At 62.7% G+C, this 22,787-nt stretch carries 24 protein-coding genes; 5 read left to right on the top strand and 19 right to left on the bottom strand.

Going from position 1 to position 22,787, the window contains the following annotated elements; genetic code table 11:
* Positions 1 to 27 precede the first annotated feature (27 nt).
* The 4 genes from AKL25_RS10220 to AKL25_RS10205 are packed head-to-tail and all read left to right on the top strand — an operon-like array spanning position 28 to position 3,339.
* Entirely contained in the window at positions 28 to 978 is a 951-nt protein-coding gene (locus AKL25_RS10220; RefSeq protein ID WP_050477524.1) for a branched-chain amino acid ABC transporter permease, read from the top strand.
* Positions 975 to 1,811, top strand: a complete 837-nt coding sequence (locus AKL25_RS10215; RefSeq protein ID WP_083444636.1) for an ABC transporter ATP-binding protein — start codon at positions 975 to 977, stop codon at positions 1,809 to 1,811. Before AKL25_RS10220 ends, AKL25_RS10215 begins: the two co-directional genes overlap by 4 nt.
* Positions 1,808 to 2,572: an ABC transporter ATP-binding protein gene (locus AKL25_RS10210; protein WP_157050566.1), complete on the top strand. Its 765-nt coding sequence runs from the start codon at positions 1,808 to 1,810 to the stop codon at positions 2,570 to 2,572. Before AKL25_RS10215 ends, AKL25_RS10210 begins: the two co-directional genes overlap by 4 nt.
* A 59-nt stretch (positions 2,573 to 2,631) precedes the next feature.
* Positions 2,632 to 3,339, top strand: coding sequence for an aspartate/glutamate racemase family protein (locus AKL25_RS10205; RefSeq protein WP_050477523.1), 708 nt, complete (start codon positions 2,632 to 2,634; stop codon positions 3,337 to 3,339).
* A 22-nt stretch (positions 3,340 to 3,361) separates the two neighbouring features.
* Here the strand turns inward: AKL25_RS10205 and AKL25_RS10200 are convergent, their stop codons facing one another.
* The 4 genes from AKL25_RS10200 to AKL25_RS10185 all read right to left on the bottom strand — a co-directional run bounded on the left by AKL25_RS10200 (position 3,362) and on the right by AKL25_RS10185 (position 8,523).
* Entirely contained in the window at positions 3,362 to 4,825 is a 1,464-nt protein-coding gene (locus AKL25_RS10200; RefSeq protein ID WP_050477522.1) for a diguanylate cyclase, read from the bottom strand.
* Positions 4,826 to 5,135: 310 nt separating this feature from the next.
* Positions 5,136 to 5,849 carry an ABC transporter ATP-binding protein gene (locus AKL25_RS10195; protein ID WP_050477521.1) on the bottom strand — a complete coding sequence of 238 codons (714 nt, stop codon included), beginning with the start codon at positions 5,847 to 5,849 and terminating at the stop codon, positions 5,136 to 5,138.
* Complete coding sequence (locus AKL25_RS10190) at positions 5,846 to 6,631, bottom strand: ABC transporter ATP-binding protein (RefSeq protein WP_050477520.1); 786 nt, start codon at positions 6,629 to 6,631, stop codon at positions 5,846 to 5,848. The genes AKL25_RS10195 and AKL25_RS10190 overlap by 4 nt, the downstream gene beginning before the upstream one ends.
* A complete protein-coding gene (locus AKL25_RS10185) occupies positions 6,628 to 8,523 on the bottom strand; it encodes an ABC transporter permease (RefSeq protein ID WP_050477519.1) in 1,896 nt (631 codons plus the stop codon). Before AKL25_RS10185 ends, AKL25_RS10190 begins: the two co-directional genes overlap by 4 nt.
* 191 nt (positions 8,524 to 8,714) lie before the next feature.
* Between AKL25_RS10185 and AKL25_RS10180 the strand changes: the two genes are divergently transcribed.
* Complete coding sequence (locus tag AKL25_RS10180) at positions 8,715 to 9,341, top strand: flavin reductase family protein (protein ID WP_050477518.1); 627 nt, start codon at positions 8,715 to 8,717, stop codon at positions 9,339 to 9,341.
* Between the two features lie 15 nt (positions 9,342 to 9,356).
* Here AKL25_RS10180 and AKL25_RS10175 read toward each other — a convergent pair whose 3' ends face one another.
* The 15 genes from AKL25_RS10175 to AKL25_RS10105 form a co-directional block, all read right to left on the bottom strand.
* Positions 9,357 to 10,106, bottom strand: coding sequence for a 2-keto-4-pentenoate hydratase (locus tag AKL25_RS10175; RefSeq protein ID WP_050477517.1), 750 nt, complete (start codon positions 10,104 to 10,106; stop codon positions 9,357 to 9,359).
* 39 nt (positions 10,107 to 10,145) lie between these two features.
* Positions 10,146 to 11,552, bottom strand: a complete 1,407-nt coding sequence (locus AKL25_RS10170) for an amidase (RefSeq protein ID WP_240475700.1) — start codon at positions 11,550 to 11,552, stop codon at positions 10,146 to 10,148.
* A 4-nt stretch (positions 11,553 to 11,556) separates the two neighbouring features.
* A complete protein-coding gene (locus AKL25_RS10165) occupies positions 11,557 to 12,354 on the bottom strand; it encodes a transporter substrate-binding domain-containing protein (protein ID WP_083444635.1) in 798 nt (265 codons plus the stop codon).
* A 14-nt stretch (positions 12,355 to 12,368) separates the two neighbouring features.
* Positions 12,369 to 13,157 carry a GntR family transcriptional regulator gene (locus tag AKL25_RS10160; protein WP_050477573.1) on the bottom strand — a complete coding sequence of 263 codons (789 nt, stop codon included), beginning with the start codon at positions 13,155 to 13,157 and terminating at the stop codon, positions 12,369 to 12,371.
* Between the two features lie 250 nt (positions 13,158 to 13,407).
* A complete protein-coding gene (locus AKL25_RS10155; RefSeq protein ID WP_050477516.1) occupies positions 13,408 to 14,523 on the bottom strand; it encodes a porin in 1,116 nt (371 codons plus the stop codon).
* 243 nt (positions 14,524 to 14,766) lie between these two features.
* A complete protein-coding gene (locus AKL25_RS10150) occupies positions 14,767 to 15,204 on the bottom strand; it encodes a nuclear transport factor 2 family protein (protein ID WP_050477515.1) in 438 nt (145 codons plus the stop codon).
* Positions 15,205 to 15,209: 5 nt separating this feature from the next.
* Positions 15,210 to 15,959 carry an ABC transporter ATP-binding protein gene (locus AKL25_RS10145; RefSeq protein ID WP_050477514.1) on the bottom strand — a complete coding sequence of 250 codons (750 nt, stop codon included), beginning with the start codon at positions 15,957 to 15,959 and terminating at the stop codon, positions 15,210 to 15,212.
* Entirely contained in the window at positions 15,952 to 16,716 is a 765-nt protein-coding gene (locus AKL25_RS10140) for an ABC transporter ATP-binding protein (RefSeq protein WP_050477572.1), read from the bottom strand. The genes AKL25_RS10145 and AKL25_RS10140 overlap by 8 nt, the downstream gene beginning before the upstream one ends.
* 41 nt (positions 16,717 to 16,757) lie before the next feature.
* Entirely contained in the window at positions 16,758 to 17,783 is a 1,026-nt protein-coding gene (locus tag AKL25_RS10135; RefSeq protein WP_240475699.1) for a branched-chain amino acid ABC transporter permease, read from the bottom strand.
* Positions 17,780 to 18,661: a branched-chain amino acid ABC transporter permease gene (locus AKL25_RS10130; protein WP_050477513.1), complete on the bottom strand. Its 882-nt coding sequence runs from the start codon at positions 18,659 to 18,661 to the stop codon at positions 17,780 to 17,782. The genes AKL25_RS10135 and AKL25_RS10130 overlap by 4 nt, the downstream gene beginning before the upstream one ends.
* Before the next feature lie 44 nt (positions 18,662 to 18,705).
* Positions 18,706 to 19,809 carry a 4-oxalomesaconate tautomerase gene (locus tag AKL25_RS10125; protein ID WP_050477512.1) on the bottom strand — a complete coding sequence of 368 codons (1,104 nt, stop codon included), beginning with the start codon at positions 19,807 to 19,809 and terminating at the stop codon, positions 18,706 to 18,708.
* A gap of 11 nt (positions 19,810 to 19,820) precedes the next feature.
* On the bottom strand, positions 19,821 to 20,498 hold the full coding sequence (locus AKL25_RS10120; protein WP_050477511.1) for a 4-carboxy-4-hydroxy-2-oxoadipate aldolase/oxaloacetate decarboxylase: 678 nt from the start codon (positions 20,496 to 20,498) through the stop codon (positions 19,821 to 19,823).
* Positions 20,495 to 21,220: a PIG-L deacetylase family protein gene (locus tag AKL25_RS10115; RefSeq protein ID WP_050477510.1), complete on the bottom strand. Its 726-nt coding sequence runs from the start codon at positions 21,218 to 21,220 to the stop codon at positions 20,495 to 20,497. The genes AKL25_RS10120 and AKL25_RS10115 overlap by 4 nt, the downstream gene beginning before the upstream one ends.
* Positions 21,221 to 21,556: 336 nt before the next feature.
* Positions 21,557 to 21,916 (bottom strand): protocatechuate 3,4-dioxygenase, encoded by a 360-nt coding sequence (locus AKL25_RS10110; protein WP_050477509.1) that lies wholly within the window; start codon positions 21,914 to 21,916, stop codon positions 21,557 to 21,559.
* A 13-nt stretch (positions 21,917 to 21,929) separates the two neighbouring features.
* Positions 21,930 to 22,766: a gallate dioxygenase gene (locus AKL25_RS10105; protein ID WP_050477508.1), complete on the bottom strand. Its 837-nt coding sequence runs from the start codon at positions 22,764 to 22,766 to the stop codon at positions 21,930 to 21,932.
* Between the last annotated feature and the right edge of the window lie 21 nt (positions 22,767 to 22,787).

The raw sequence follows: 22,787 nt of genomic DNA, 5'->3' as shown, positions 1-22,787 counted from the left end.
ATTGCGTCTCTTCTTCCCCGAGGTACCATGAAATTCGATAAACGCCGCGACTTCTCGGTGATCCTGCTGATACTCGGCGTGCTGATCGTGCTGCCGCTGGGCATCGGCCACTCGCGCTACCTGATGTCGGTGCTGATGAACTGCGCCGGCGTGGCGGTCATCGCCAGCGGCGTGTGGCTGACCTTCTGCATCGGCCGCATCAACATCTGCCAGGCCGGCTTCGCGCTGATCGGCGGCTACGTCACCGCCATCCTGATCGCCAAGGCCGGGCTCAGCTTCTGGATCGCGCTGCCGCTGTCCTGCCTGGCGTCAGCGCTGTGCGGCGCGCTGATCGGCAGCGTCATCCTCAAGCTCAAGGGCATCTATTTTTCCATGCTGACCATCTGCCTGACGGAAGCGATTCGCCTCGCCTTCCTCAACGGCGGCGACCTGACGCAAGGTTCCAGGGGCATCACCGGTTTGCCGCAACCGTTCTCCGGCGATTCGCCGCTGCCGCTGTACTACGTCGGCATCGCATTGCTGGCGATCGCGCTCGGCGTGGTCTGGCGCGTGCACTATTCGCGCCTGGGCGGCATCTTCCGCGCCATGCGCCTGAATGAAGACCTGGCAGAGAGCTTCGGCGTCAACGTCTGGCGTTACCGCATCATGGCCTTCTCCATCGCCTGCGCGCTGGGCGGCCTGGGCGGCAGCTATTTTTCCGTGTTCACGCAGAGCGTGTATCCGCAAAGCTTTACCGTCGAGCACAGCATCTACTACATGCTGTTCTGCTTCCTCGGCGGGCTGGAATACGTCAGCGGCGCGATGATCGGCGCCTTTGCGCTGACCATCCTGTTCGAGCTGCTGCAGGATTTCCAGCAGTATCAATCGCTGATCTACGGCGTGCTGATGATCGTGGTCATGCTGACGCTGCCGAACGGATTGATGGCGCTGCGCGGCTTCTCGTTCTCGCTGCCGTTCCGCAAAGGAGAGGCAAAATGAGCGCCTCCATGAACCCGGTGAGCCCGTCCGTCGTCCCGGCGCCGGACAAGCGCGTCATCCTCGAAGCCAGCAGCCTGAGCAAACGTTTCGGCGGCCTGCTGGCCAACGACGACGTCTCGCTCTCGCTCGGCACCGAGACCGGCAAGGTCACCTCGGTGATCGGCCCCAACGGCGCCGGCAAGAGCACCTTCTTCAAAATGCTGGCGGGATTCTGCACACCGACCACCGGCAAGGTGCGCCTGTTCGGCGAAGACATCACCGGCCTGAATCCGCACAAGATCTCCGCCCGGGGCCTGGTGCGCACCTTCCAGGAAACCACCATCTTCCCCGAGCTGACCGCGCTGGAACATGTCGCGCTGGCGCGCCAGCTCTCGCGCAGCGCCAACGACTTCCAGGTCTTCGCCAACACTGCCTCGGCGCGCCGCGATGAAGACCGCATGCGCGCCGACGCGCTGGAGATCCTGCGCTTCCTCGACCTCGACGGCGTCGCCGACAGCGTCGCCAAAACGCTGCCGCACGGCTACCTGCGCCTGCTCGGCATCGCCATGGGCATGGCCGCCAGTCCCAAAGTGCTGCTGCTGGACGAACCCTATGCCGGACTCAATCCCGACGAAACCGACCGTGCCGTCGAACTGACGCGCAAGATCGCCGCCAGCGGCGTCTCCATCCTGCTGGTGGAACACGACATGAAAGCCGTGATGAAAATCTCCGACCATATCCACGTGCTCTATTTCGGCAAGAAAATCGCCGAAGGCACGCCGGAAGAAATCCGCAACAACGAACAGGTAATCGAAGCCTATCTGGGCAAGGAAGACGAGGATATCGGCCTATGAACGCGACACTGGAATCCGCAGCAATCGCGGCGCCGGCTACCGATGCCGTCCCGCATCTGCAGCTGCAGAACGTTTCGCTCAACTACGGCCAGGTGCGCGCACTGCAGGACGTCAGCCTGCGCGTCGACCGGGGCAGCGTGGTAGCGCTGATCGGCGCCAACGGCGCCGGTAAGTCCTCGACCCTGCGCGCCGTCACCGGCCTGTCGCCGGTGTGCGGCGGCCAGGTGCTGCTCAACGGCGGCAACGTCACCGGTACTTCGGCGCACAAGCTGGTCGAGCAAGGCGTGGCGATGGTGCCGGAAGGCCGCCACGTTTTCCCGTTCATGTCGATCAAGGACAACCTGCTGATGGGCGCCTACACGCGCTCCGACAAGGGCGGCATCGCGGCCGATCTGGACAAGGTGCTGACGCGCTTCCCGCGTCTGAAGGAGCGCTTCGGCCAGCAGGCATCGAGCCTGTCCGGCGGCGAGCAGCAGATGGTCGCCATCGGCCGTGCACTGATGGCGCGACCGCGGCTGCTGTTGCTGGACGAACCGTCGCTGGGCATCGCGCCGCAATTCATCCGCCTGATCGCGCGCACCATCCTGGAAATCAACAAGGACGAAGGCGTCACCATCATGCTGGTCGAACAGAACAGCCGCATGGCGCTGATGATTTCGCGCTACGCCTACATCCTCGCCACCGGGCGCATCGAACTGGAAGGCGTCTCGCGCGAGCTGCTCGACCATCCCGACATCAAGCGCCTGTATCTGGGCGCATAGCATCACAAGGCCAGCGAACACCCGTATCAGCATCAACCACAAAGAACAGTCGAGACAACGTGAAGATCAACATCGTCAACCCCAACACCACCGCCAGCATGACGGCCAAGATCGGCGACTGCGCCCGCCAGGTCGCGGCGCCAGGCACCGACATCTGGGCCTGCAACCCCGCCACCGGACCGGCCTCGATCGAAGGCCACTATGACGAAGCCATGTGCGTGCCCGGCCTGCTGGCGGAGATCCGCCGCGCCGAAGCCGCCGGCGCCGATGCCCACATCATCGCCTGCTTCGGCGACCCCGGGCTGGAAGCCGCGCGCGAAATCGCCAGCGGCCCGGTGTTCGGCATCGCCGAAGCAGCCATGCATGCCGCCAGTTTCGTCGGCAAGCATTTCAGCATCGTCACTACTTTGGGAAGAACCTGCGGCATCGCCGCGCATCTGGCCGAACGCTACGGCATGCAACGCTTCTGCCGCAACATCCGCGCCTGCGAAATCGCCGTGCTGGATCTCGACAATCCAGCCTCCGACGCCTACGCCGCGATCATGCAGGAATGCCATCTCGCGCTGGAGCAGGACGACGTCGACTGCATCGTACTGGGATGCGCCGGCATGGCCGACTTGTGCCAGGCCATCAGCAAGGAACTGGGCGTGCCGGTGATCGACGGCGTTGCTGCCGCGGTGACGTTTGCGGAAAGCCTGGTGCGGCTTGGATTACACACCAGCAAGCGAGGCGAGTGGAATTATCCGCTGCCGAAACAGTATCTGTAAGACACCGCCCGCTCAGTCCGGGTCAGTCCAGATCGGCAAGCGCGCCGCTCGACTGCACGTTGTTGCGGCCTTTGCCCTTGGCCGCATACAAGGCGCCGTCCGCAGCGCTCAGCACCGCTTCAATCGAGTCATGCGCGCCGTGCTCATACGTGGCGGCGCCGATGCTCGCCGTCACATGCCCGCTCTGGCTTTTTGAATGCGGAATGCCCAGCGCTTCAATGGCGCTCCTGATTTTTTCGCCGACCAGCGCGGCGCCGTCCCGATCGGTTTCCGGCAGCACCGCGATGAATTCTTCACCGCCGTAGCGCGCCGCGATATCCGAGCTGCGCGGCAGCTGCGCCGAGATGGCGCGCGCCACGGACACCAGGACGTCGTCGCCCTTCTGGTGCCCATACGTGTCGTTGTAGAACTTGAAATAGTCGACATCGATGAACAAGATGGAGAAGATGCCGTTGCTGCGCCGGTTGCGATTCCACAGATCGCGCAACATGTCATCCAGCGCGCGACGGTTGAGCAGGCTGGTGAGACCATCGACACGCGCCAGCTGGCGCAGTTTCTCTTCCGCCTCGACACGCTTCTTCAGCTCTTTGCGTAATATCCAGAACAAGACCATGCACACCGGCGCGAACAGAAACATCATGGCGACGATGGTGTAGAGATTGTCGATCCAATGCTTGTAGATGTCGGTCTCGGCACGGCCCACGAATACAACGAGCTGCGTGTCCGGAATCCGCCTGAACGCATACAGGCGCTGCACCCCGTCGCTGAGCGCACGTGCAGAGAAGCTACCGCTGTCCTGCTGCATCAGCGGCCGGATCTGCGCGAAGCTGGCGCTGCTGCTGATGTCGCGGCCGATCAGGGACTGCGAATACGGCAAGCGCATGTACACCACGCCGTCGCTGGAATACAGAGACATCACGCCGTTCTCCCCGAGCGCGACGCCGCTGAACAATTCACGGAAATAGGCCAGGTCCAGCGCCATGACGACGACCCCGGCAAAGCTGCCGTCGGACTTCGACAACCGCTTGGACAGCACGATCACCTGCATGTCTTTGGCGAATTTGGCGACGATGGGCCTGGAGATATACAGGCCGGTATCGGGCTGGTCGCGCTGGATGGTGAAGTAAGGCCGGTCGCCGTAAGTATTGGCCGGCGCACCTGGCAGCGATGACACCGAGACCTTGCCGGTTGGATCCAGCACCGCCATGACGACGACGTGCTTTGCCGCCAGCGTGCTGCCGAACAGATAGGAATGTTGCTGGTTGTGCGTGAGCGTCGCGAACATGGGGTTCTGGTAGCGATTGGCCAGCGCGTCCAGGGACAGGGACAGGATCTCGATATTCCTGACGATATCGCGCTGCGCGATGAGCGTAATGTTCTGCGAAGTCTCGACGGCGTAGTGGCGCGCCTCTTCATGGCTCTTGTAGAGCACCCAGGCGCACAAGCCGCACATCATGGCGACCAGCAAGACGCCAATGATCCCCAAGACCTTTCGTAAGCGATTAATTTTACATCCCTATCTGCACCAATGCCAGATCAGAAAATTTCCCCGCCGTCCGGATGCCTGGCAAGCCGGCGACATTTACCTGCGGAAATTCTTTGAGTAGAAATTCGACAGACGGAATTAACGCACAAAAGCACTGCTTTAAACATGCTTCTGCCGGGCAACGTGTGCGAAAGGCGACATTCCCCATGCGCCGCTTTGACGAGGAAATGTCTTGTGCTATGGCCTTGTGGCCGGATCAGATGAGGAGAACAGGATTCTGCAAAAGTCATACCGGACGCGCCGGTCCTTGCTATACGGAAAGATAGGCGCGCCGCGCATCCTCATCTGCCGCCAGCTGCGTCATCGTGCCCTGATAGCGGACATGTCCGTTCTCGAGCACATAGGCGCGATCGCTGACCAGCCCGGCGAAATGCAGGTTCTGTTCCGACAGCAGGATGGACATGCCTTCCCGTTTTAGCTTGAGGATCATCTCGGCCATCTGCTCGACGATCACCGGCGCCACGCCTTCCGACGGTTCGTCCAGCAGCACCAGATAGGGATTGCCCATGAGCGTGCGCGCGACGGTCAGCATCTGCTGCTCGCCGCCGCTCATCTGGCCGCCGGGGCGTTGCGGCATTTCGCCGAGGTTGGGAAACAGGTCGAACAGTTTCTGCGGCGTCCACGCGAAGGCATCGGGGCGCGAAGGCTGACGGCCGACTTCCAGGTTTTCCAGCACCGTCAGGTCGGTGAATATACGCCGGTCTTCCGGCACATAGCCCATGCCCATGCGCGCGATCTGATGCGGCCGGGCGCGGCTGACATCCCGACCGTGAAAATGCACCTTGCCCTGCACGCGATCCAGCATGCCCATGACGGCTTTCATGGTGGTCGACTTGCCGGCGCCGTTGCGCCCCATCAGCGCCACCACTTCGCCACGCCGCACCTCCAGGCCGACGTCGAACAAGATATGGGCGCGGTCGTACCAGGCGTTGAGGCCCTCGACCCTGAGCAGCACGTCGCTCATGCCGGCCTCCCTGTCTGGACAACGTCTTGTTTCTCAAAAGTTTTGCCGGAGCCGAAATAGACTTCCTGCACCCTGGGATGATTGCGGATCGTCTCGCCGTCGCCCTCGGCGATCAGCTGTCCGCGCGCCAGCACGATCATGCGATCGGCGAAGGCGAATACGACGTCCATGCTGTGTTCGGTAAACAGCACCGACAACTGGCGTTCGGTCACCAGTTTCTTGGTCAGCGCCATCAGTTCATTGCGCTCCTGCGGCGCCATGCCGGCGGTGGGTTCATCCATCAGCAGCAAGCGCGGACGATTGGCCAGCGCCACCGCCAGTTCGACGCGCTTGATATCGCCGTAAGCCAGCACGCCGCAGGCGCGCTCCGCCTGCGCCGCCATGCCGACTTGCTCAAGCAGCGCCATGGCTTCATCGCGATACAGCGACGCCGCCGGCCGCCATAACTGGAACAACTTGCGCTCGCGCGAGACCAGCGCCATCTGCACGTTTTCCACCGCGGTCATCGAGGCGAAGGTGGCCGATATCTGAAAAGTCCGTCCGACGCCGAGACGCCAGATGTCGCGCGGCTTCATGCCTGCGATGTCGCGTCCGTCGAGCAGCACCGATCCGGCATCGGGCCGGTACTGGCCGTTGAGGATATTGAAGCAGGTCGACTTGCCCGCGCCATTCGGGCCGAGCAAGGCCAGCAATTGGCCGGCAGGAAGATCGAAGGACACGTCGTCGACCGCCTTGACGCCGCCGAAGGATTTGCTGATGTTGCGCACTTGAAGCAGGCTCATGCAGCATCTCCCTCACGCCGACGTGCGGTGATGCGTTCGAAGAAACCCGCAATGCCGTCCGGGAACAGCAGCACCAGCGCCAGCATGACGATGCCCAGCAAGGCGCGCCAGTAATCGGTCTCGCGCGCAATCACATCCTGCAGCCAGGTGAATGCCACAGCGCCGACCACCGGCCCCAGCAAGGTTTGCAAGCCACCCAGCATGACCATCACCAGGCCGTCGACCGAGCGGCCGATGCTGATCGCTTCCGGCGAAATGCTGCCCTTGGAAAACGCAAACAGCGCGCCCGCCATGCCGCAGAACAAACCTGCCACGACGAACGCCATCCATTGCACGCGCTTGACGTCGATGCCGATCGCCTCGGCGCGCAAGGGTGAATCGCGGCCTGCGCGCATGGTGTAACCGAAAGGAGAAAACAGCACGCGCCGCAACAGCAGTACGCCCGCAACGCTGAACGCCAGCGCCAGATAGTAGAAAGCCGTCGGCGACGCCGCCCACTCCGACGGCCAGATGCCGATCAGGCCGTTGCTGCCGCCGGTGACCTCGTCCCATTGAAAGATGATGGCCCAGACGATCTGCGCAAACGCCAGCGTCAACATTGCCAGATACACGCCCGACAAGCGCACGCAGAACCAGCCGAACAGCAAGGCGCCCGCTGCGGCGACCAGAGGACCGACGACCAGCGCCGCTTCCATCGGTAAATGCAATCCGGTCAGCACCAGTGCGGCAGCGTAAGCGCCAAGCCCGAAGTACGCGGCATGGCCGAAGGAATGCATGCCGCCCGGCCCCATCATGAAATGCAGGCTGGCGGCGAACAAGACCGCAATCAGGATTTCCACCAGCAACACGGTGAGATAGGGAAAACTGCCCGACAACAGCGGCGCCGCCAGCAACAGCAGCAAGCCGGCCAGGGCAAGTTTGCGCTGCAGTGAACCTGCCGGACGCAGCGGCGCTTCCGCTACGCCGCCGCTGCGGCTGACGGCCTGCGGTTTGCCGAGCAAGCCCCAGGGACGCACCACCAGGATCACCGCCATTACCAGGAACTCCACCACCAGCGTCAGCTTGGACAAAGAGATATCGATGCCGCCGATGGACACTTGTCCGAGCGCCACGCACAAGGCCTTGATCTCGGCAATCAGCAGCGCAGCCAGGAAGGCGCCGCTGACCGAACCCATGCCGCCGACCACGACGACGACAAACGCGTTACCGATGGTTTCCAGATCGAGCGCCAGGTTGGCGGGCATGCGCGGCCCCTGCAGGGCGCCGCCCAGGCCGGCGAGAAAGCATCCCAGCGTAAACACGCCGGTAAAGAGCCTGGACTGATTGATCCCAAGCGCGCCGGCCATTTCGCGGTCTTGCGTGGCCGCGCGGATCAGGGTGCCCCAGCGCGTGCGATTAAGCAGCAGCCACAGCAGGCCGAGCACCACCGGGCCAATGACGATCAGCACCAGATCGTATTGCGGCAGGCGGCGTCCCAGCAACTCGACAGAACCGGCCAGCCCGGGTGCGCGCGGACCGAACAGGTCTTCCGGTCCCCACAGATACAAGGCGGCGTCTTTAAGTACCAGCACCAGCGCAAAGGTCGCCAGCAACTGGAACAGTTCCGGTGCGCGATAAATGCGACGCAAGATGACGATCTCGACCACTGCGCCCAGCAGCGCTACCGCGCAGGCCGATAACAGCACCGCGCTCCAGAAACCGAAACCGCTGGCGCCGATCAGACTGACCAGGGTATACGCAACGAAAATGCCCAGCATGTAAAACGAACCGTGGGCAAAGTTGACGATGCGCGTCACGCCGAAAATCAGCGACAGGCCGGCCGCCACCAGAAACATGGCGGAAGCGTCGGCCAGACCGTTGATCAACTGTACTATCAGACTTGAGAGCGTCATTCCCTGTTCCCTGAGGCGCTTTCGGAGGCGAAAACTTGCAAGCCCGCTATTGTAGTCGCGTGGCGGCGCAAGCGTTGCAAGCGCGACCGTGCGCAACATGGCGGTTTACGGCTAAAGTATACGGTCTGGCCGTTTCCACGCCGGTTTCCAAGCCTGTTTCCCACCTTGTTCCGCATCTGATGGAGTTCCCGATGTTTCTGGATTTTTCTCAAGTCGATCCGCGCCAGGCCTATAGCTGGCTGGCTTCGGCCGTCATTCCCCGTCCGGTGGCCTGGGTGTCGACCGTCTCCGCCGCGGGCGTGAACAACCTGGCGCCGTTCAGCTTCTTCCAGATGGTCACCGGCAAGCCGCCCACCGTCATGATTTCGCCGCTGGTGCAGCGTGACGGCAGCATCAAGGACACCGTACGCAATGCCCAGGAAACCGGCCAACTGGTGGTCAACCTGGTCGGTTTCGAGCTGGCCGACGCCATGAACGAGACCTCGTTTTCCTATGACGCCGACATCAGCGAATTCGAACGCTGCGGCATCGCCTCCACGCCGTCGTCGCTGGTGCGTCCGCCGCGTGTTGCGGCCGCGCCGGTCAGCCTGGAATGCGAACTGGTCAGTTGCATGCCCTACCCGGCCGAGGCGCCGTCTTGCCATCTCCTGCTGGCGCGCGTGCTGGCGGCGCATTTCGACGAGCGCATCCTCAACGACAAGCAGTTGCCCGATCCGGAAAAACTGAATCTGCTCTCGCGCATGGGCGGCGACTGGTACGGCCGCACGCGCAGCGACGCCAACTTCGCACTGTCGCGGCCGCGGGGCTGGGAAAAATAAGACCGGCCGGCAGCATCAACGCAGTCGTTGTCCGAATCCCAGCTCGACAGCGCCCAGCCCGTCTATCTCCGCGTTCACCTTGAGCGCCGCATCGGCAAACAACATACCGGTACAGGATCCGGTGGTAATGATCTGCCCCTTCCGCAAAGGCATGCCGCGCAGCGAACAATGCCGCGCCAGCCATGCCAGCACCGGCCAGACGTCGCCCGCCGGATTGCCGCCGACCGTGCGGGCGACTTCGACGCCGTCAAACGACAGCCTCGCTTCTGTCCGCAGCAAATCGGTCACCGCTGCGGACAATGGCATCGCCGCACCGACAACCAAGGCGCCATGACTTTGCAGGTCCGCCAATTGCGTGAGCTTACTGCTGTGAGGGTAGTCGGCCAGGCGGCTTTCCACGACTTCAATCGCGGGCAGCATCGCCTCCAGCGCATCGATGATTTCCGCCTGCTCCGGCAAACGGTCGCCGACATCGAAATCCCGGCCCAGCCGGAAGGCTAGCTCCACCTCCATGCCGCGCAGCGGATAAGCCCCACTCAGCCTCACGCCCGAAGACAGCACGCCGCGCGCAGGCAAGGGTGCGCAGATCGGTTCCTGACGCGGCCCTTTGGCGCCGACCTTCCAAGCGGCGACAGGGCCCAGTTCTCGCAACAACGCGTCCTGCACCGCATAAGCCTGCGCCTGATCCAATACCGGATCGACAGTCGCGCGCTTCCCCTCCGCGCGCGCGTTCAACAGCAATTGCGCAATCGTATTGGCGTCCATCTGCTACTCCATTTGTTCTTATTGAAGACGGATTGCCGCTCACATCGGCAAACGTTCCAGCCAGGGGTGTGCATGTTCATATTGCTGCGCCAGCGCCAGCAATCCGGCATCCCGCCCCTGCATGCCGATCAGTTGCAAACCGGTCGGCATGCCCTCGACCAGGCCGGTCGGCAAGACGATCGCCGGCAATCCGGCGGCATTGGCGAACGCGGTGAAAATGGCATGTCCGCGCGGCCCGACGGCAGTGCCGTCGATCTCGTCCGGATGCGTCTGTTCTGCGGGCCAGGGCAGCGCCGCGGTAGCCGGCGTCAGGATGGCGTCGTACCGGCTGAAAACCTCACGCAGACGCAGCTTGAGCGTATGCACCGCCGCCAGCGTTTCAAACAGGGCCGACGGCGCCAGCTTACGCCCTGCAGATAAATTCTCGCGGGCGGCGTCGCCCAGCAGCAGTTCCGGTTCCTCGCCGCTGCTGCATGCGGCGGCAAATTCCGGATAAGCGGCGACGCGCTCCATCATCCACGCAAGGCCGGCAGTCGAGAGTGCCGACCAACGCTGATTGATCTCTTCGGCAAGATCGAAATATTCGCTGCGTACAACGTCGTGGCCGAGCGCCGCAAACCGATCGGCCGCCTGCGCCAGCTGTGCGGCGATGCCGGCGTCCACCGGATGATCGCCAAAGCGCGGTGCGAACAGGATGCGCGCCGTATACGGCACCGGCGCCGTCAGGTCGCGCCCGGCCAGTACGCTGGTCAACGCCGTGACATCGGCAACGCTGCGGCCGATGCCGCCGGCAACTTCATAGTCGAGAAAAATTTCCGGCAGGCCGCCGCCGCGCGGCACCATGTCGGCCGACGGTTTGAACCCCACCAGTCCGCAATGCGATGCCGGACGCCGGATCGAACCGCCGCCGTCCGTCGCCAGCGCCAGCGGACCGCAACCGGCGGCAACCGCAGCCGCCGCGCCGCCGGACGATCCGCCGGGCGTCATCGCCGTGTTCCATGGATTGCGTGCGGCGCCGTGCAAGGCATTCCACGTATATCCCTGCATGGCGAACTCCGGCAGATTGGTTTTGCCGATCAGCACCGCACCGGCACTGCGCAGACGCGCCACCGGCAACTCATCGCGGGCGGCGACGAAACCCTGCAGCAGGCGGCTGCCCCAGCTTGTCGGCATGCCGGCCACATGCATGTTGTCCTTGACGTTGACCGGCACGCCGTCAAGCGGCCCGAGCGGCGCCGCTGCTTTCCATCGCGCGCTGCTGGCTTGCGCCGCGGCACGCGCGCCATCGGCGTCGACCAGCACCATCGCGTTGATCGCCGGCTGGCATTGTGCGATGCGTGCCAAGCAAGCCTCCAGCGCATCCACCGGCGTGAAAGCGCCGCTGCGGTACCCCGCCGCGAGCTGAGCAGCGCCGAGGCGCCACAGTTCGTCTTTCATGGTCTGCATCAACTTATTCCGGCAGGTCGCCCGCCGGACGGCTCAGCCATTTTTGCGACAGCTTGTCGAGCTCGCCGCTCTTCTTCGCTTCCGCCAGGATCTCGTTCAGACGGCTGCGCAGCTTGTCTTCGTTCTTGGCCAGACCGATGAAGTTCGGCGACACCTTGAGCACGAACTTGAACTCGGTGCCCATTTGCGGGCTCTTCTTTATCATCACGTCGGCCACCTGCACGCTGGTGGCGACCAGTTGCGTCTGTCCTGCCATATAGGCGGAGATGGTCGTGTTGTTGTCTTCGAAACGGCGCAGGGCGGTGGTAGCCGGAGCGATCTTGGTCAGCTCCATGTCGTCCATCGAACCGCGCGTCACGGCGATCGACTTGCCGGCCAGGTCCGTGCCGGATTTGACCGCCATGGCCTTGGGACCGAACACGCCGATGAAGAACGGCGAGTAGGCAATCGTGAAGTCGATCGCTTTTTCGCGTTCAGGATTCTTGCCCAGCGTGGAGATGACGATATCGACCTTTTTGGTCTGCAGGTAAGGAATACGGTTGGCGCTGGTCACCGGCACCAGCATCACCTTGACGCCCAGCCTGGCGCCGACGTAGTTGGCCATGTCAATGTCCAGCCCCTGCGGATGCAGGTCGGCGTCGACAAATCCGTAAGGCGCAAAGTCGGTAGGGATAGCGATGCGGATCTGCTTCGCCTTTTGAATATCGTCGAGCGCGGTCTGCGCCTGTGCGCCGCAAGCCGATGCGAACAGCGCCAACGCAGCGATACCGAGGGAAAAACGACGTTTGGTGATGGTCATCATTACATTACTCCAGGTCAGGTTGAACGGGGCGGCCGCGCGCTGCGGCCCTTTGCTGCGGTTTTCGGCGGCGGATTGCGAAGCGCGCCGGATACGGAAGATGCGCCATGCACATCCAGCGGCTGCAAGACCTCCTGCAGCGTCATCAGGGGATCGGGAGTCTGGGGAATGCCGGCAGCCTCTGCATCGGCCTGCATCGGCAGCTTGACGTGCCAGGTGCCGAGATGCGCCGCCATCAGTTTCTCTGCGCGCACCAGATTGCCGGCCTCGAGCGCCTCGACGATTTGCGCGTGTTCTTCGCAGGAGTGCGCCGCATCGGCGTCGCTCTGATGCTCAATCGCGATCAGCGTAGTGCGCGCCGTCAGGTCTTTCAGGGTATTGGCCAGCACCGCGTTGCCCAGGCATTGCGCCAGGCAGACATGGAAGTCGCCCAGCAAGAAACTGCGCAAGCCGGCGTCGCCGCTCTTGAGCGCGCGGCGCTGCTGCTGCAGATGCTGGCGCAGACGTTTGAGGCCGGCGCTGTCGAGACGCTCCCTGCTGCGCAGCAGGCCGGTCTCGATCACGCGCCGCGCTTCAAAGGTTTCGCTCGCCTCTTCCTGCGTGGGCGCAGCGATATACCAGCCGCTGCCGACGCTGGACACCACGAGTTGCCGCACCGACAAGCGCGTCAGGGCTTCGCGCACGATGGTCCGGCTGCAGCCGAACAGGGTTGCCAGCTGTTGTTCGCTCAGCCGCGCTCCCGGCAGCAGGCGCTTGGCCAGCACGGACTCGAGGATGCGGTCGCTGATTTCGGATGAAGTAGTCATGCCAAAGCTGTATGCAGCTTTCATGCCAAGCTGTATACAGGTTGAATAGCAGGATTTTGCACAACGATGAAGCACGCCTCCAGGCAGCTTGCACAGTTAAGGGCCGTTGCGCTCCCTGACGGCGCAGGCAGGAGGATGATGTCCGCAGGACTACCGCAAGGTAATGGGAATAAAAAAAGCGTGCCGTCCCTGCAGACGACACGCTTCCGGCAACAATGCCGGCTCCTCAAGACCTCAATAAATCAACACATCAGAAGGTATGGCGAATGCCGGTCATCACGCCCAGCTGGTTCATGCCGGTGCCGACCGTGCCGCCCGCATCGACCGCAATCGCCGATGTGCCGGAATTCTTGATGTAACCCACCGACGTGTACAAGGCCGTGCGCTTCGACAAGCTATAAGTCAGGCGCGCCACCGAGAGTGTGGCCGAGTTCGCCGTACCCTTGAACTTCAATCGCGAAATCTGCGTATCCAGCACCAGCGCCACGGTGAACGGATAGCTCAGGCCGAGGTAGTACAGATCGGAATCGCTCTTGGTCGCCGTCTGTGTCTTGCGATCCAGCACACCCAAACCAATGCGCGCATCGCTGATCATGAAGTAGCCGTGCAGGCCGATGCGGGTGTCGGTGTAGCTGCTGCTGTTCATGCCGAAGATGGCGCTGGGGCCGCCGTTGAGCTTGTCGTACGCCAGGTTGACGCCGAAGGCTTTGTTGTCGTAACCGAGCAGGCCGGTGTACTGGCGGCAGGCCTTGCTGTCGCCGGCAGTCTCGCCGGCGCAATTGGTCGATGCCGGGCCGCCTGCTGCGGTGGCGTCGCGGCCGAAGCTGTAGGTCGCGCCCACGGTCACGTCGGAGAAGGTGCCGAGATATCCAATGGAGTTATCGCTGCGCGCATTCGGCAGGTAGGCGTCGAGATTGCCGATGCTGTGGATGTTCGGTCCCATCACGTCGGACTTCAGCGTGGACAGGTAAGTCATGTTGACCTGGCGACCCAGCATGACGCTTTGCGTGGCGTTCTTCAGGCCGACATAGGATTGACGCCCGAACAGGCGGTTTCCCTGCCCCATGCCGCCGGTGTCGACCGCCATGCCGGCTTCCAGCACGAACATCGCCTGCAGGCCGCCGCCGAGATCTTCCGTGCCCCTGAAGCCGATGCGCGAAGGAAACGAACCCGTCAGCGACGGCATCTTGACGACCGAGTTGCCGGCCGCGTTGGCGTTGGTGACGTATTCGACGCCGGTATCGATCAGGCCGTAAATCGTCACCTGCGATTGCGCCATCGCCGACGGCGACAGCAAGGCTGCGGCGATGGTGACTATTGCACCGATTGCACCGGTTACGTTCACGGCGCGTACTGATTTTTTCATCTCTGTGTCTCCTCCAAGGGTTTTCTGTTTGTATGTTCGTTATGTTTTTTCTTTGCGACGCAAGCGATCTGGATGTCGCTTTTTTCTGCGGCAAAGCCATGCAAAAACGCTGCATTCGTATCGATGATTCAGCGTGAATCATTCTAGCGACGAGCCTGCCCGCTTCTGTTGCCGATTGCCGCGGTGGTCGATCTAATCTGTTTATGACGACACAGAAAACGACACTTCTTTTGTTTGCATTTTTCAGATCCAGAACGATCCGCGCCGCTCGCTGAATTTCCATCCCTGCGCAGTGAGCAACAGGCGATCTTCAAAAGTGCCCGGCGCCGGCGGTTTGGACACCGCGTCGACAGTCGCTGCACCGAGCTCCGAACGCGGACCGGACAGCAGCACGATGCGCGAGCGCGCGGTGGCGTGTTCGCGGTCTTCGATCTCAACGATCACATCGGTGCACAAGTGGAAAGTGCGCACACCGGCAGGCCGGCTGCGAAACGATGCCAGGATCGCTTCGCGCCCCACCAGCGGTGTCGTCGGCGCCGAAGGACGGTACAAGATCGCATCGTCGGTGAACAGATCGATGAGCGCGTCGAAGTCGCGTTCGTCGTTGAGATAGGCGTAGCGATGAATCAGGCGTTGGCATGCCTGCCCGATCAGCAGGCGTTGAAGTGCATCGAAAGGCATGGCTGTCAGCTCGCGAGTTTGAGGTCGGGTTTCCGCGCAACGTCGGCATTGTGTTCATGCGCCAGACCGAGCAGCTGATGCATGGTGGCGTCATCCTTGAGCAACTGTTCGCTGCTGCCGTCATGCACGATGCGGCCACGGTCCATGATGACGACGCGGTCGGTGACTTCCAGCGCCAGATGCGCGTGCTGTTCTACCAGGATCAGCGTGAGGCCGCTTTGCTTGAGCTGCTTGACCGCATCCAGCAGGATATCCATCATCACCGGCGACAAGCCTTCCAGCGGCTCATCGAGCAAGAGCAATTTGGGGTTGCCGACCAGCGCGCGCGCCATGGCCAGCATCTGCTGCTCGCCGCCGGACAACTGGTTGCCGTAGTTGTTGCGGCGTTCTTCCAACCGGGGAAACAGCTTGTATGCCGCCGCGATATTCCATTCGCCGGGACGCGCGGCAACACGCATGTTTTGCTCGACAGTCAGCGAAGCAAAGATTTCACGCTCTTGCGGCACGTAGCCGAGACCCATGCGATTGCGCTGGTAGTTGGCGCTGTTGCCGATGTTCTTGCCGTCGAATTCGAGGCAGCCTTTGCTGACCGTGGTCAGTCCCATCATGGTCGCCAGCAGCGTACTCTTGCCGACGCCGTTCCGGCCCAGCAGGCTGACGGCTTCGCCTTGCGCAATGCTGAACGAAAGATCGTCGATGACGACGGCGTCGCGATAGCCGGCGGTTAGCTTGTGGATGTCGAACAGCTTAGCCATGGCGACGCCCCAGATAGACATTGCGCACGCGCTCGTCGGCGCGGATGTCGGCGGGCGTGCCTTCCGTCAGCACGCTGCCTTCGACCAGCACGGTGATTTTTTTGGCGAAGCGGAATACCAGGTTCATGTCGTGTTCGATAAACAGGATGGAAATATCTTCAGGCAGGCGCTCCAGCAGATCGAGGATCATGCCGCTCTCGCCGTTGGGGATGCCGGCCGCCGGCTCATCCAGCAACAGCACCTGCGGCTTCAACGCCAGCGCGATGGCGATCTCGATCATGCGGCGCTGGCCGTAAGCCAGTTCATTGACGCGTCGTGAAGCAAGTTCCAGCAAGCCGAGTTGTTCCAGCAAGGCTGCCGCCTCCTCGACCACGCCGGCATGATGCGCCGGCTTGCCCCACAGCTTCCACGCAATACCCATGCGCTGGCCGAGAGGGATGGCGACGTTTTCGGCCACGGTCAGTTCCGTGAACAAGGTATTGATCTGGAAGGTGCGCGCCAGGCCGCCGGCGACCCGCTTCTGCGGACTGGCCTGGGTGACGTCGCGTCCTTCCAGGTAAATGCTGCCGGCGGTCGGCGCCACCACGCCGGTCACCAGATTGACGAAGGTCGTCTTGCCGGCACCGTTGGGACCGATCAGCGCATGGCGCGCGCCGCGTTCGATGCGCAGGTCGACGTTACGCGTGACTTCGATGGCGCCGTAGCGCTTGCACAGTCCGCGCGTTTCCAATGCGCAGGGAAGCGAGGAAGTGCTCATCGGAGACGCCATGTCCGCATGTGCGGTTTGCAGGACGGGATTCATTTCTGCTCCTTCGCGAGATTGATCGACAGCCGGCTGCGCAGGCGTTCGAACAGCGTGCCGCCCAAGGCCAGCAAACCGCCCGGCGCAAAGCGCACCAGCACGATCAGCGCAACGCCGACAAAGAACATCCAGTGAAACGGATCGATCGCCGCAGCGCGATCCAGCAACAGCATGTACAGGGGGATCCCGATAAACGCGCCATACAGACGGCCGACGCCGCCGATGATGAGCATGATCAGGATGTTGCCCGACAGCTGAAAGCTCAGCAGATCCAGGCTGACCGTGCGCGTGATCTGTGCGCTCAGTCCGCCTGCGATGCCAGCGATCGCCGCCGACAGCGTATAGGCGAGAATCAGCTTGGCATGCACCGGCGTGCCGACCAGCAGCATGCGTTTGGCGTTTTCGCGGATACCGCGGATCGACAGGCCGAACGGCGAATTCGCGATGATGCGCACCGCAACGAACACGAGGAACAGCACGCCGAGTGCATACAGATAGGCCGTCTTGCCGTATAGGTCGAATGCGAACAGGCCGAACAGCGGCGCCGTCTCCATGCCGGACAAACCGTCCGCGCCGCCGGTGACGCCGCGCCAGGTATTGGCGATCTCATGCAGCACGACGGTGGTGACCATGGTCAGCATCAACAATGCCAGCCCGCTGGTGCGCAACAGCAGCCAGCCCGACAGCAGACCGATCAGCGCCGCCAGGCCGGCGGCAGCCAGCAGGCCGCTGAACGGCTCCGGCGAAACGTGCAGCGAGAAATAACCGGCCGCATAGGCGCCGATGCCGAAGAAGGCGGCGTGGCCGAGGGTATTGATGCCGGCGAAGCCGAGCGCGAGATCAAGCGAAATGCCGAAGATCACCATGATCAGGATCTGCGAACCGATCGACATGTAGGTATCGAAGGTGAAGAACGCGGCCAGCGCGACTACCCATGGCAATACATCGGCAAGTCGGATGCGGTAGAACGGCAGCGCGCCGGCCGGCAGAATGTGGCGCATCGTGGCTGTGGTGATTTTCATGCTGTTTGCCTTCCGAAGAGTCCTTGAGGGCGCACCAGCAGTAGTACCAGCGTCGCCAGATAAATCACCAGGCCGCCCGCTTCCGGCAAGAAGTAGCGTCCCAGCGTGTCGATCATGCCCAGCACCAGCGCGGCGATGAGCGTGCCCTTGATGCTGCCGAGTCCGCCGACCGAGACCACGATCAGCACCAGCACCAGATAGTTGAGCGCGTAGAACGGCTCCAGCGGAAACATGTCGGCCCCGAGCGCGCCGCCCAGTCCGGCAAAGCCGCAACCGATGGCGAAGGTGACGGCGAAAAAGGCCTTGACGTTCATGCCGATGCAGCCGGCCATTTTGGCGTTATCCACCGCTGCGCGCAGCCTGGCGCCGACTTGCGTACGCTCCAGCACGTACCAGATCGCCAACGCACAGGTGCAGCTGACGGCGATCAGGAACAGGCGATAGACCGGCAGGCCGATCGCGCCAAGCTGATACGTGCCGCGCAAGGCGCCGGGCACCGGGATGTCCTGGATGGTGGAGCCGAACATGGCGTTGGCGGTGGCGATCATGACGAAGGTCAGGCCGATGGTCATGAGCACCTGGCCCAGCTCGCTCTGGACATAGATCCACGAATACACAGTGCGCTCCAGCAGCGCACCGAGCAGCATGGTGCCGATCACCGCCAGCGGCACGGCGGCGGCATACGGCAGCTGCGCCTGCGTCACCAGCATGAAGGTCATGTAGCCGCCGGCCATGGCGAAGCTGCAATGCGCCAGATTGACCACGCGCATGACGCCCATCGTGATCGACATGCCGATCGAAATCAGGAACAGGATCATGCCGAAGGCGAGGCCGTCGAACAGGAGCGAAACAAGAGAAATGGCAAAGCGGGATAACATGGTTTTCCTTGACTGACTTCACATGGCGAACAAGAACATCGGCATCACGGCCACACCCGATGCGGCACATACACCTGGCCGTCGAGCAACATGCGTGCGGTGCGCAGCAAACCCGAACTGAGGAAACGCATCTCGCTGCCGTGCAGCCCGGTGTGCAATTCAGTACGCAAGGCAACGGTGAACTCGCCGCTAGGATGTTCCACCGAGATCTCGACGTCGGCGCCCTGCGGAAGTCTCGTCATGCCCTCGGCCACCGATCCCGGCAGCAGGCAGGCGCTGGCCACGCTCACCGCGCCGAGCACGCCGATGGCGCTGTGGCAGCGATGCGGAATGAAGGTGCGCGTGGAGATGTGACCGCCGTTGACGGCCGGCGAAATGAGGGTCATCTTCGGCACCACCTTGTTGCGCACGTCGCCCAGGCCCATCAGTTCGCCGGCCTGCAGGCGTACGGCTTCCAGCCGTTGCTTGAATTCAGCGTCGGCGTCGAGCTGCTGCGGCGTCTCCTGCCCGGTCTTGCCGAAGGCGTCGGCACGCATGACCACCACCGGCATGCCGTTGTCGATGCAGGTCGCTTCAATGCCGTTAAAAACGTCGCGCGTGCGGCCGGTCGGCAGCAGGCTGCCGCAGGCCGAACCGGCGGTGTCGCGAAAGGCGATGTTGATCGGCGCCGAGGTGCCGGGCACGCCGGCAATCCTGGCGTCGCCGTCATACACCACGCGACCGCCCGCGGTCTGCACCGTCGCCGTGGCGATATTGCCGCTGTTGACCATGTGGATCACCACCGGCGTACTGTCGCCGCGTATCGCCACCAGCCCGCGCTCGATCGCAAACGGACCGACGCCGGCCAGCATGTTGCCGCAGTTGGGCGAAACATCCACCAGCGGCTTGTCCACCGCCACCTGGGCAAACAGGAAATCGACATCGACGCCCGGCATCGATGATGGCGAAACGATGGCGACCTTGCTGGTCAGCGTGTCGCTGCCGCCCAGTCCGTCGATCTGGCGCGGATCGGGCGATCCCATCACCGCCAGCAGTACCGCATCGCGCGTGGCAATGTCCTGCGGCAAATCAGCAGCCAGGAAGAACGGGCCGCGCGAGGTGCCGCCGCGCATAAAGGCGCAGGGAATGGCGCGCTGTGAAGCTTGCATGGTCGGCCTTCTCAGAGGTAAGTCAGCCCGGCAGCGGCCAGCTTGGCGCGCATGTCGTAGATATCGAGGCCAAGTTCGCCGGCGGCGAGGCGCTTGCGCTTTTGCTCTTCATTGGCGGCGCGCGCTGCACAGGCGTCGGCGACGCTGGCTAGTTGTTCACGCGAGACGACGACTACGCCGTCGTCGTCGGCCACGATCACGTCGCCCGGCTGGATCAGCTGTTCGCCGCACACCAGCGGCAAGTTGACCGAACCGACCGTCGCCTTGACCGTGCCTTGTGCGCAGACGGCGCGCGACCAGACCGGAAAATTCATCTCGCGCAAGGTGCGCACGTCGCGCACGCCGGCATCGATCACCAGGCCGAGCACGCCGCGCGCCTGCAGCGAGGTCGCCAGCAGGTCGCCGAAGTAACCGTCCTCGCAATGCGACGTCGGGCTGACGACCAGTATGTCGCCCGGCTGGCACAACTCGACGGCAACGTGCAGCATCCAGTTGTCGCCCGGCGCCACGCTGACGGTGACGGCCGATCCGGCGATGCAGGTATCGGCGACAACCGGACGCAGGCGATGATGTAGCAAGCCGCTGCGGCCTTGCGCTTCGTGCACGGTGGCGACGCCGTATTGCGCCAGCGCGGCGACGCGCTCGACCGGCGCGCGCGGGATAGTGCGCACGGCAACGTTGCGGCTCATGAGAACTCTCCGCACACTTGCGGAAACACGCGCTGATAGCCTTCGCCGTACTTGATGCTGCGCGACGAATTGCGCGATGCCTGCACGCCGCGTTGCAGCGCCACGCGGGTGTAGTACTCCCACAGGTGCTCTTGCGCATTCATGGTTTCGAAGGCAGCTTTTTTCTTTTCCCAGACGGAGGAAATGTCGAGCAGCACGTCGGGCTTCCAGCCGCATTGCTCGGGTTGGTGAGGTTCATACAGCAGCACCGGCGGTGCGCCGATGACGGGCTGTTCGGGATTGTGGCCATGCGCCTGCGCGATGATGCGTGCTTCCTGCGCGACATGCGTGGCCAGCGGATGATCGAAGTTGTAGGGGTCGTGCAGCGAGTGGCTGAGCACGAACTCCGGACGCAGCTCGCGGTAGATGTCGACCAGCTGGTACAACACCTCGTCGCTGACGCGCATCGGGTAATCGCCGATATCCAAAAATGCTATCTCGGCACCGAGGATGTCGGCGGCCCTGGCGGCTTCTTCGCGACGCGCGTCCTTGACCTTGGACAGTGTCATGTCCGGTTGCTTCCACATCTTGGCCGACTCGCCGCGCTCGCCGTAAGAGAGGCACACCACTTTCACGCGATAGCCGCGTTCGCTGTACAACGCCACCGCGCCGCCGGCGCGCCAGACGAAATCCGCAGCGTGCGCGCTGACCACCAGCAGCGACGGTTGTTGAGTCTTTTCCATGTTTGTCCTGTTGATTCGATAAAAATGAATTGGCTTGTTTGTCTCGTGTCTTTTAATTCTTATTGCGGTCCCTGTGCGCTCGCCGGCCTTGTCTTATTGCCGGTTTTCAGCGCCGCTTTAACGATCTTTGTTAAGTCGATTTATTCTAGGGCAGCGCCTGTCCGCTCGCGTTTCCGTTTGCCTGATAGCGCATCTAATTTACTTATCGACAGCTGCAATGGAGAGAAACCGGGCATATCAAAAAGCGTATTGCGCGGCAAAAGTAAGTCAACACGGACGAAAAAAAACGGCGTTCCTGCCGTGACAGCGAACGCCGTGAATGCTCAAGAAGAATTGTTATGCGGATTCGGGAACGCGCCGCGTCTTGAGGAAGGCTTCCAGCGTCTCGCCGCGCATGGAGGCGTAGACCGCCAGGTTGGACATCTTCACCACGCGGGCGAATTTTTCCAGCACGAAAAAGCTCACGCCGTATCGGATCAGGCCCAGCCAGTCCTGGTTGCTCACCAGCGTGCGCTCTTCATCGCTGAGTTTCAGCTCATCGCAGGCGGCCTTGAAATCGCGCGCCAGCAGCGCGCGGAACTCCGGTTCGCGATGACGCCAGAAGAAGCGGTTCAGGCGCAGCGATTTGACGCTCTGGCGCACGTCGAAGACATAAGTGCCTTCGATGTCTTCGATACCTTCAAGTTGTGGATTCATCGTTTCATTCTCTTCAGGCTTGTTCGTAAATCGCCACGGCCATCGCGGTCGTGGTCGCCAGATAGACGTTCTGGTGGATGCATTTGATCTTGTCGTCGAGCGCGCCGCGCATGGCCAGCCACATGATGACCTCGACGCTCTCGGCGCCGCCCAGGCGCACGAAGTCGGCGTGCTTGAGTTTGGTCAGGCTGTGCGGATCGTCGACGATGCGGCGCAGGAATTCGTCGTCCCATTCCGGATTGTTGAAGCCGGTGCGCTCGCCGTGGATCTGGTGCGACAGGCCGCCGGTACCGACCACTGCGACCTTGAGGTCTTCCGGGAAGGATTCGATGGCGCGGCGCACCGCCTGGCCGAGCTTGTAGCAACGGGCAGCGGTCGGCAGCGGATATTGCAGCACGTTGATTTCTATCGGCACGATGGCGCCCGGCCACGCCGGCTCGTGCGGCCACATCAGCGACAGCGGCGAGTTGCAGCCGTGATCGAGCGCGCGATCCTGGAACAGCGTCATATCGAATTCGTCGTTGACCAGGCATTCCGCCAGATGCGCCGCCAGTTCCGGATGACCGTTGATGTCCGGCAGGGGACGCTTGCCGGCGCCTTCGTCGGCCATTTCAAAACTCGGCGAAACGCCCAGCGCAAAGGTCGGATAACAGTCGAAGAAGAAGCTGTTGGCGTGGTCGTTGTAGAACATGACCAACACATCCGGCGCCTGCTCGCGCAACCATTGCGCGACCGGCTCATAGCCCTTGAACAGCGGCGCCCAGGCCGGGTCGTTCTGCCGTCCCTTGTCGTACGCCAGGCCGATGGTGGGCACATGAGACGTGCCGATTCCTCCTACGATTCTTGCCATGTTTTCCTCAATACGCTTTCA

Origin of the sequence: Herbaspirillum rhizosphaerae, from assembly GCF_001189965.1 — a bacterium.
Taxonomy (GTDB): Bacteria; Pseudomonadota; Gammaproteobacteria; order Burkholderiales; family Burkholderiaceae_D; genus Herbaspirillum; species Herbaspirillum rhizosphaerae.
The sequence above is the reverse complement of the archived record's forward strand: the minus strand, read 5'-3'. Positions and strand labels throughout refer to the sequence as shown.

Excerpts from the sequence above, each read along its gene's own strand:
- AKL25_RS10220 (WP_050477524.1), top strand. The coding sequence starts at position 28 with ATGAAATTCGATAAACGCCGCGACTTCTCGGTGATCCTGCTGATACTC.
- AKL25_RS10215 (WP_083444636.1), top strand. The coding sequence starts at position 975 with ATGAGCGCCTCCATGAACCCGGTGAGCCCGTCCGTCGTCCCGGCGCCG.
- AKL25_RS10210 (WP_157050566.1), top strand. The coding sequence starts at position 1,808 with ATGAACGCGACACTGGAATCCGCAGCAATCGCGGCGCCGGCTACCGAT.
- AKL25_RS10195 (WP_050477521.1), bottom strand. The coding sequence starts at position 5,849 with ATGAGCGACGTGCTGCTCAGGGTCGAGGGCCTCAACGCCTGGTACGAC.
- AKL25_RS10190 (WP_050477520.1), bottom strand. The coding sequence starts at position 6,631 with ATGAGCCTGCTTCAAGTGCGCAACATCAGCAAATCCTTCGGCGGCGTC.
- AKL25_RS10185 (WP_050477519.1), bottom strand. The coding sequence starts at position 8,523 with ATGACGCTCTCAAGTCTGATAGTACAGTTGATCAACGGTCTGGCCGAC.
- AKL25_RS10180 (WP_050477518.1), top strand. The coding sequence starts at position 8,715 with ATGTTTCTGGATTTTTCTCAAGTCGATCCGCGCCAGGCCTATAGCTGG.
- AKL25_RS10175 (WP_050477517.1), bottom strand. The coding sequence starts at position 10,106 with ATGGACGCCAATACGATTGCGCAATTGCTGTTGAACGCGCGCGCGGAG.
- AKL25_RS10170 (WP_240475700.1), bottom strand. The coding sequence starts at position 11,552 with ATGCAGACCATGAAAGACGAACTGTGGCGCCTCGGCGCTGCTCAGCTC.
- AKL25_RS10165 (WP_083444635.1), bottom strand. The coding sequence starts at position 12,354 with ATGATGACCATCACCAAACGTCGTTTTTCCCTCGGTATCGCTGCGTTG.
- AKL25_RS10160 (WP_050477573.1), bottom strand. The coding sequence starts at position 13,157 with ATGACTACTTCATCCGAAATCAGCGACCGCATCCTCGAGTCCGTGCTG.
- AKL25_RS10155 (WP_050477516.1), bottom strand. The coding sequence starts at position 14,523 with ATGAAAAAATCAGTACGCGCCGTGAACGTAACCGGTGCAATCGGTGCA.
- AKL25_RS10150 (WP_050477515.1), bottom strand. The coding sequence starts at position 15,204 with ATGCCTTTCGATGCACTTCAACGCCTGCTGATCGGGCAGGCATGCCAA.
- AKL25_RS10145 (WP_050477514.1), bottom strand. The coding sequence starts at position 15,959 with ATGGCTAAGCTGTTCGACATCCACAAGCTAACCGCCGGCTATCGCGAC.
- AKL25_RS10140 (WP_050477572.1), bottom strand. The coding sequence starts at position 16,716 with ATGAGCACTTCCTCGCTTCCCTGCGCATTGGAAACGCGCGGACTGTGC.
- AKL25_RS10135 (WP_240475699.1), bottom strand. The coding sequence starts at position 17,783 with ATGAAAATCACCACAGCCACGATGCGCCACATTCTGCCGGCCGGCGCG.
- AKL25_RS10130 (WP_050477513.1), bottom strand. The coding sequence starts at position 18,661 with ATGTTATCCCGCTTTGCCATTTCTCTTGTTTCGCTCCTGTTCGACGGC.
- AKL25_RS10125 (WP_050477512.1), bottom strand. The coding sequence starts at position 19,809 with ATGCAAGCTTCACAGCGCGCCATTCCCTGCGCCTTTATGCGCGGCGGC.
- AKL25_RS10120 (WP_050477511.1), bottom strand. The coding sequence starts at position 20,498 with ATGAGCCGCAACGTTGCCGTGCGCACTATCCCGCGCGCGCCGGTCGAG.
- AKL25_RS10115 (WP_050477510.1), bottom strand. The coding sequence starts at position 21,220 with ATGGAAAAGACTCAACAACCGTCGCTGCTGGTGGTCAGCGCGCACGCT.
- AKL25_RS10110 (WP_050477509.1), bottom strand. The coding sequence starts at position 21,916 with ATGAATCCACAACTTGAAGGTATCGAAGACATCGAAGGCACTTATGTC.
- AKL25_RS10105 (WP_050477508.1), bottom strand. The coding sequence starts at position 22,766 with ATGGCAAGAATCGTAGGAGGAATCGGCACGTCTCATGTGCCCACCATC.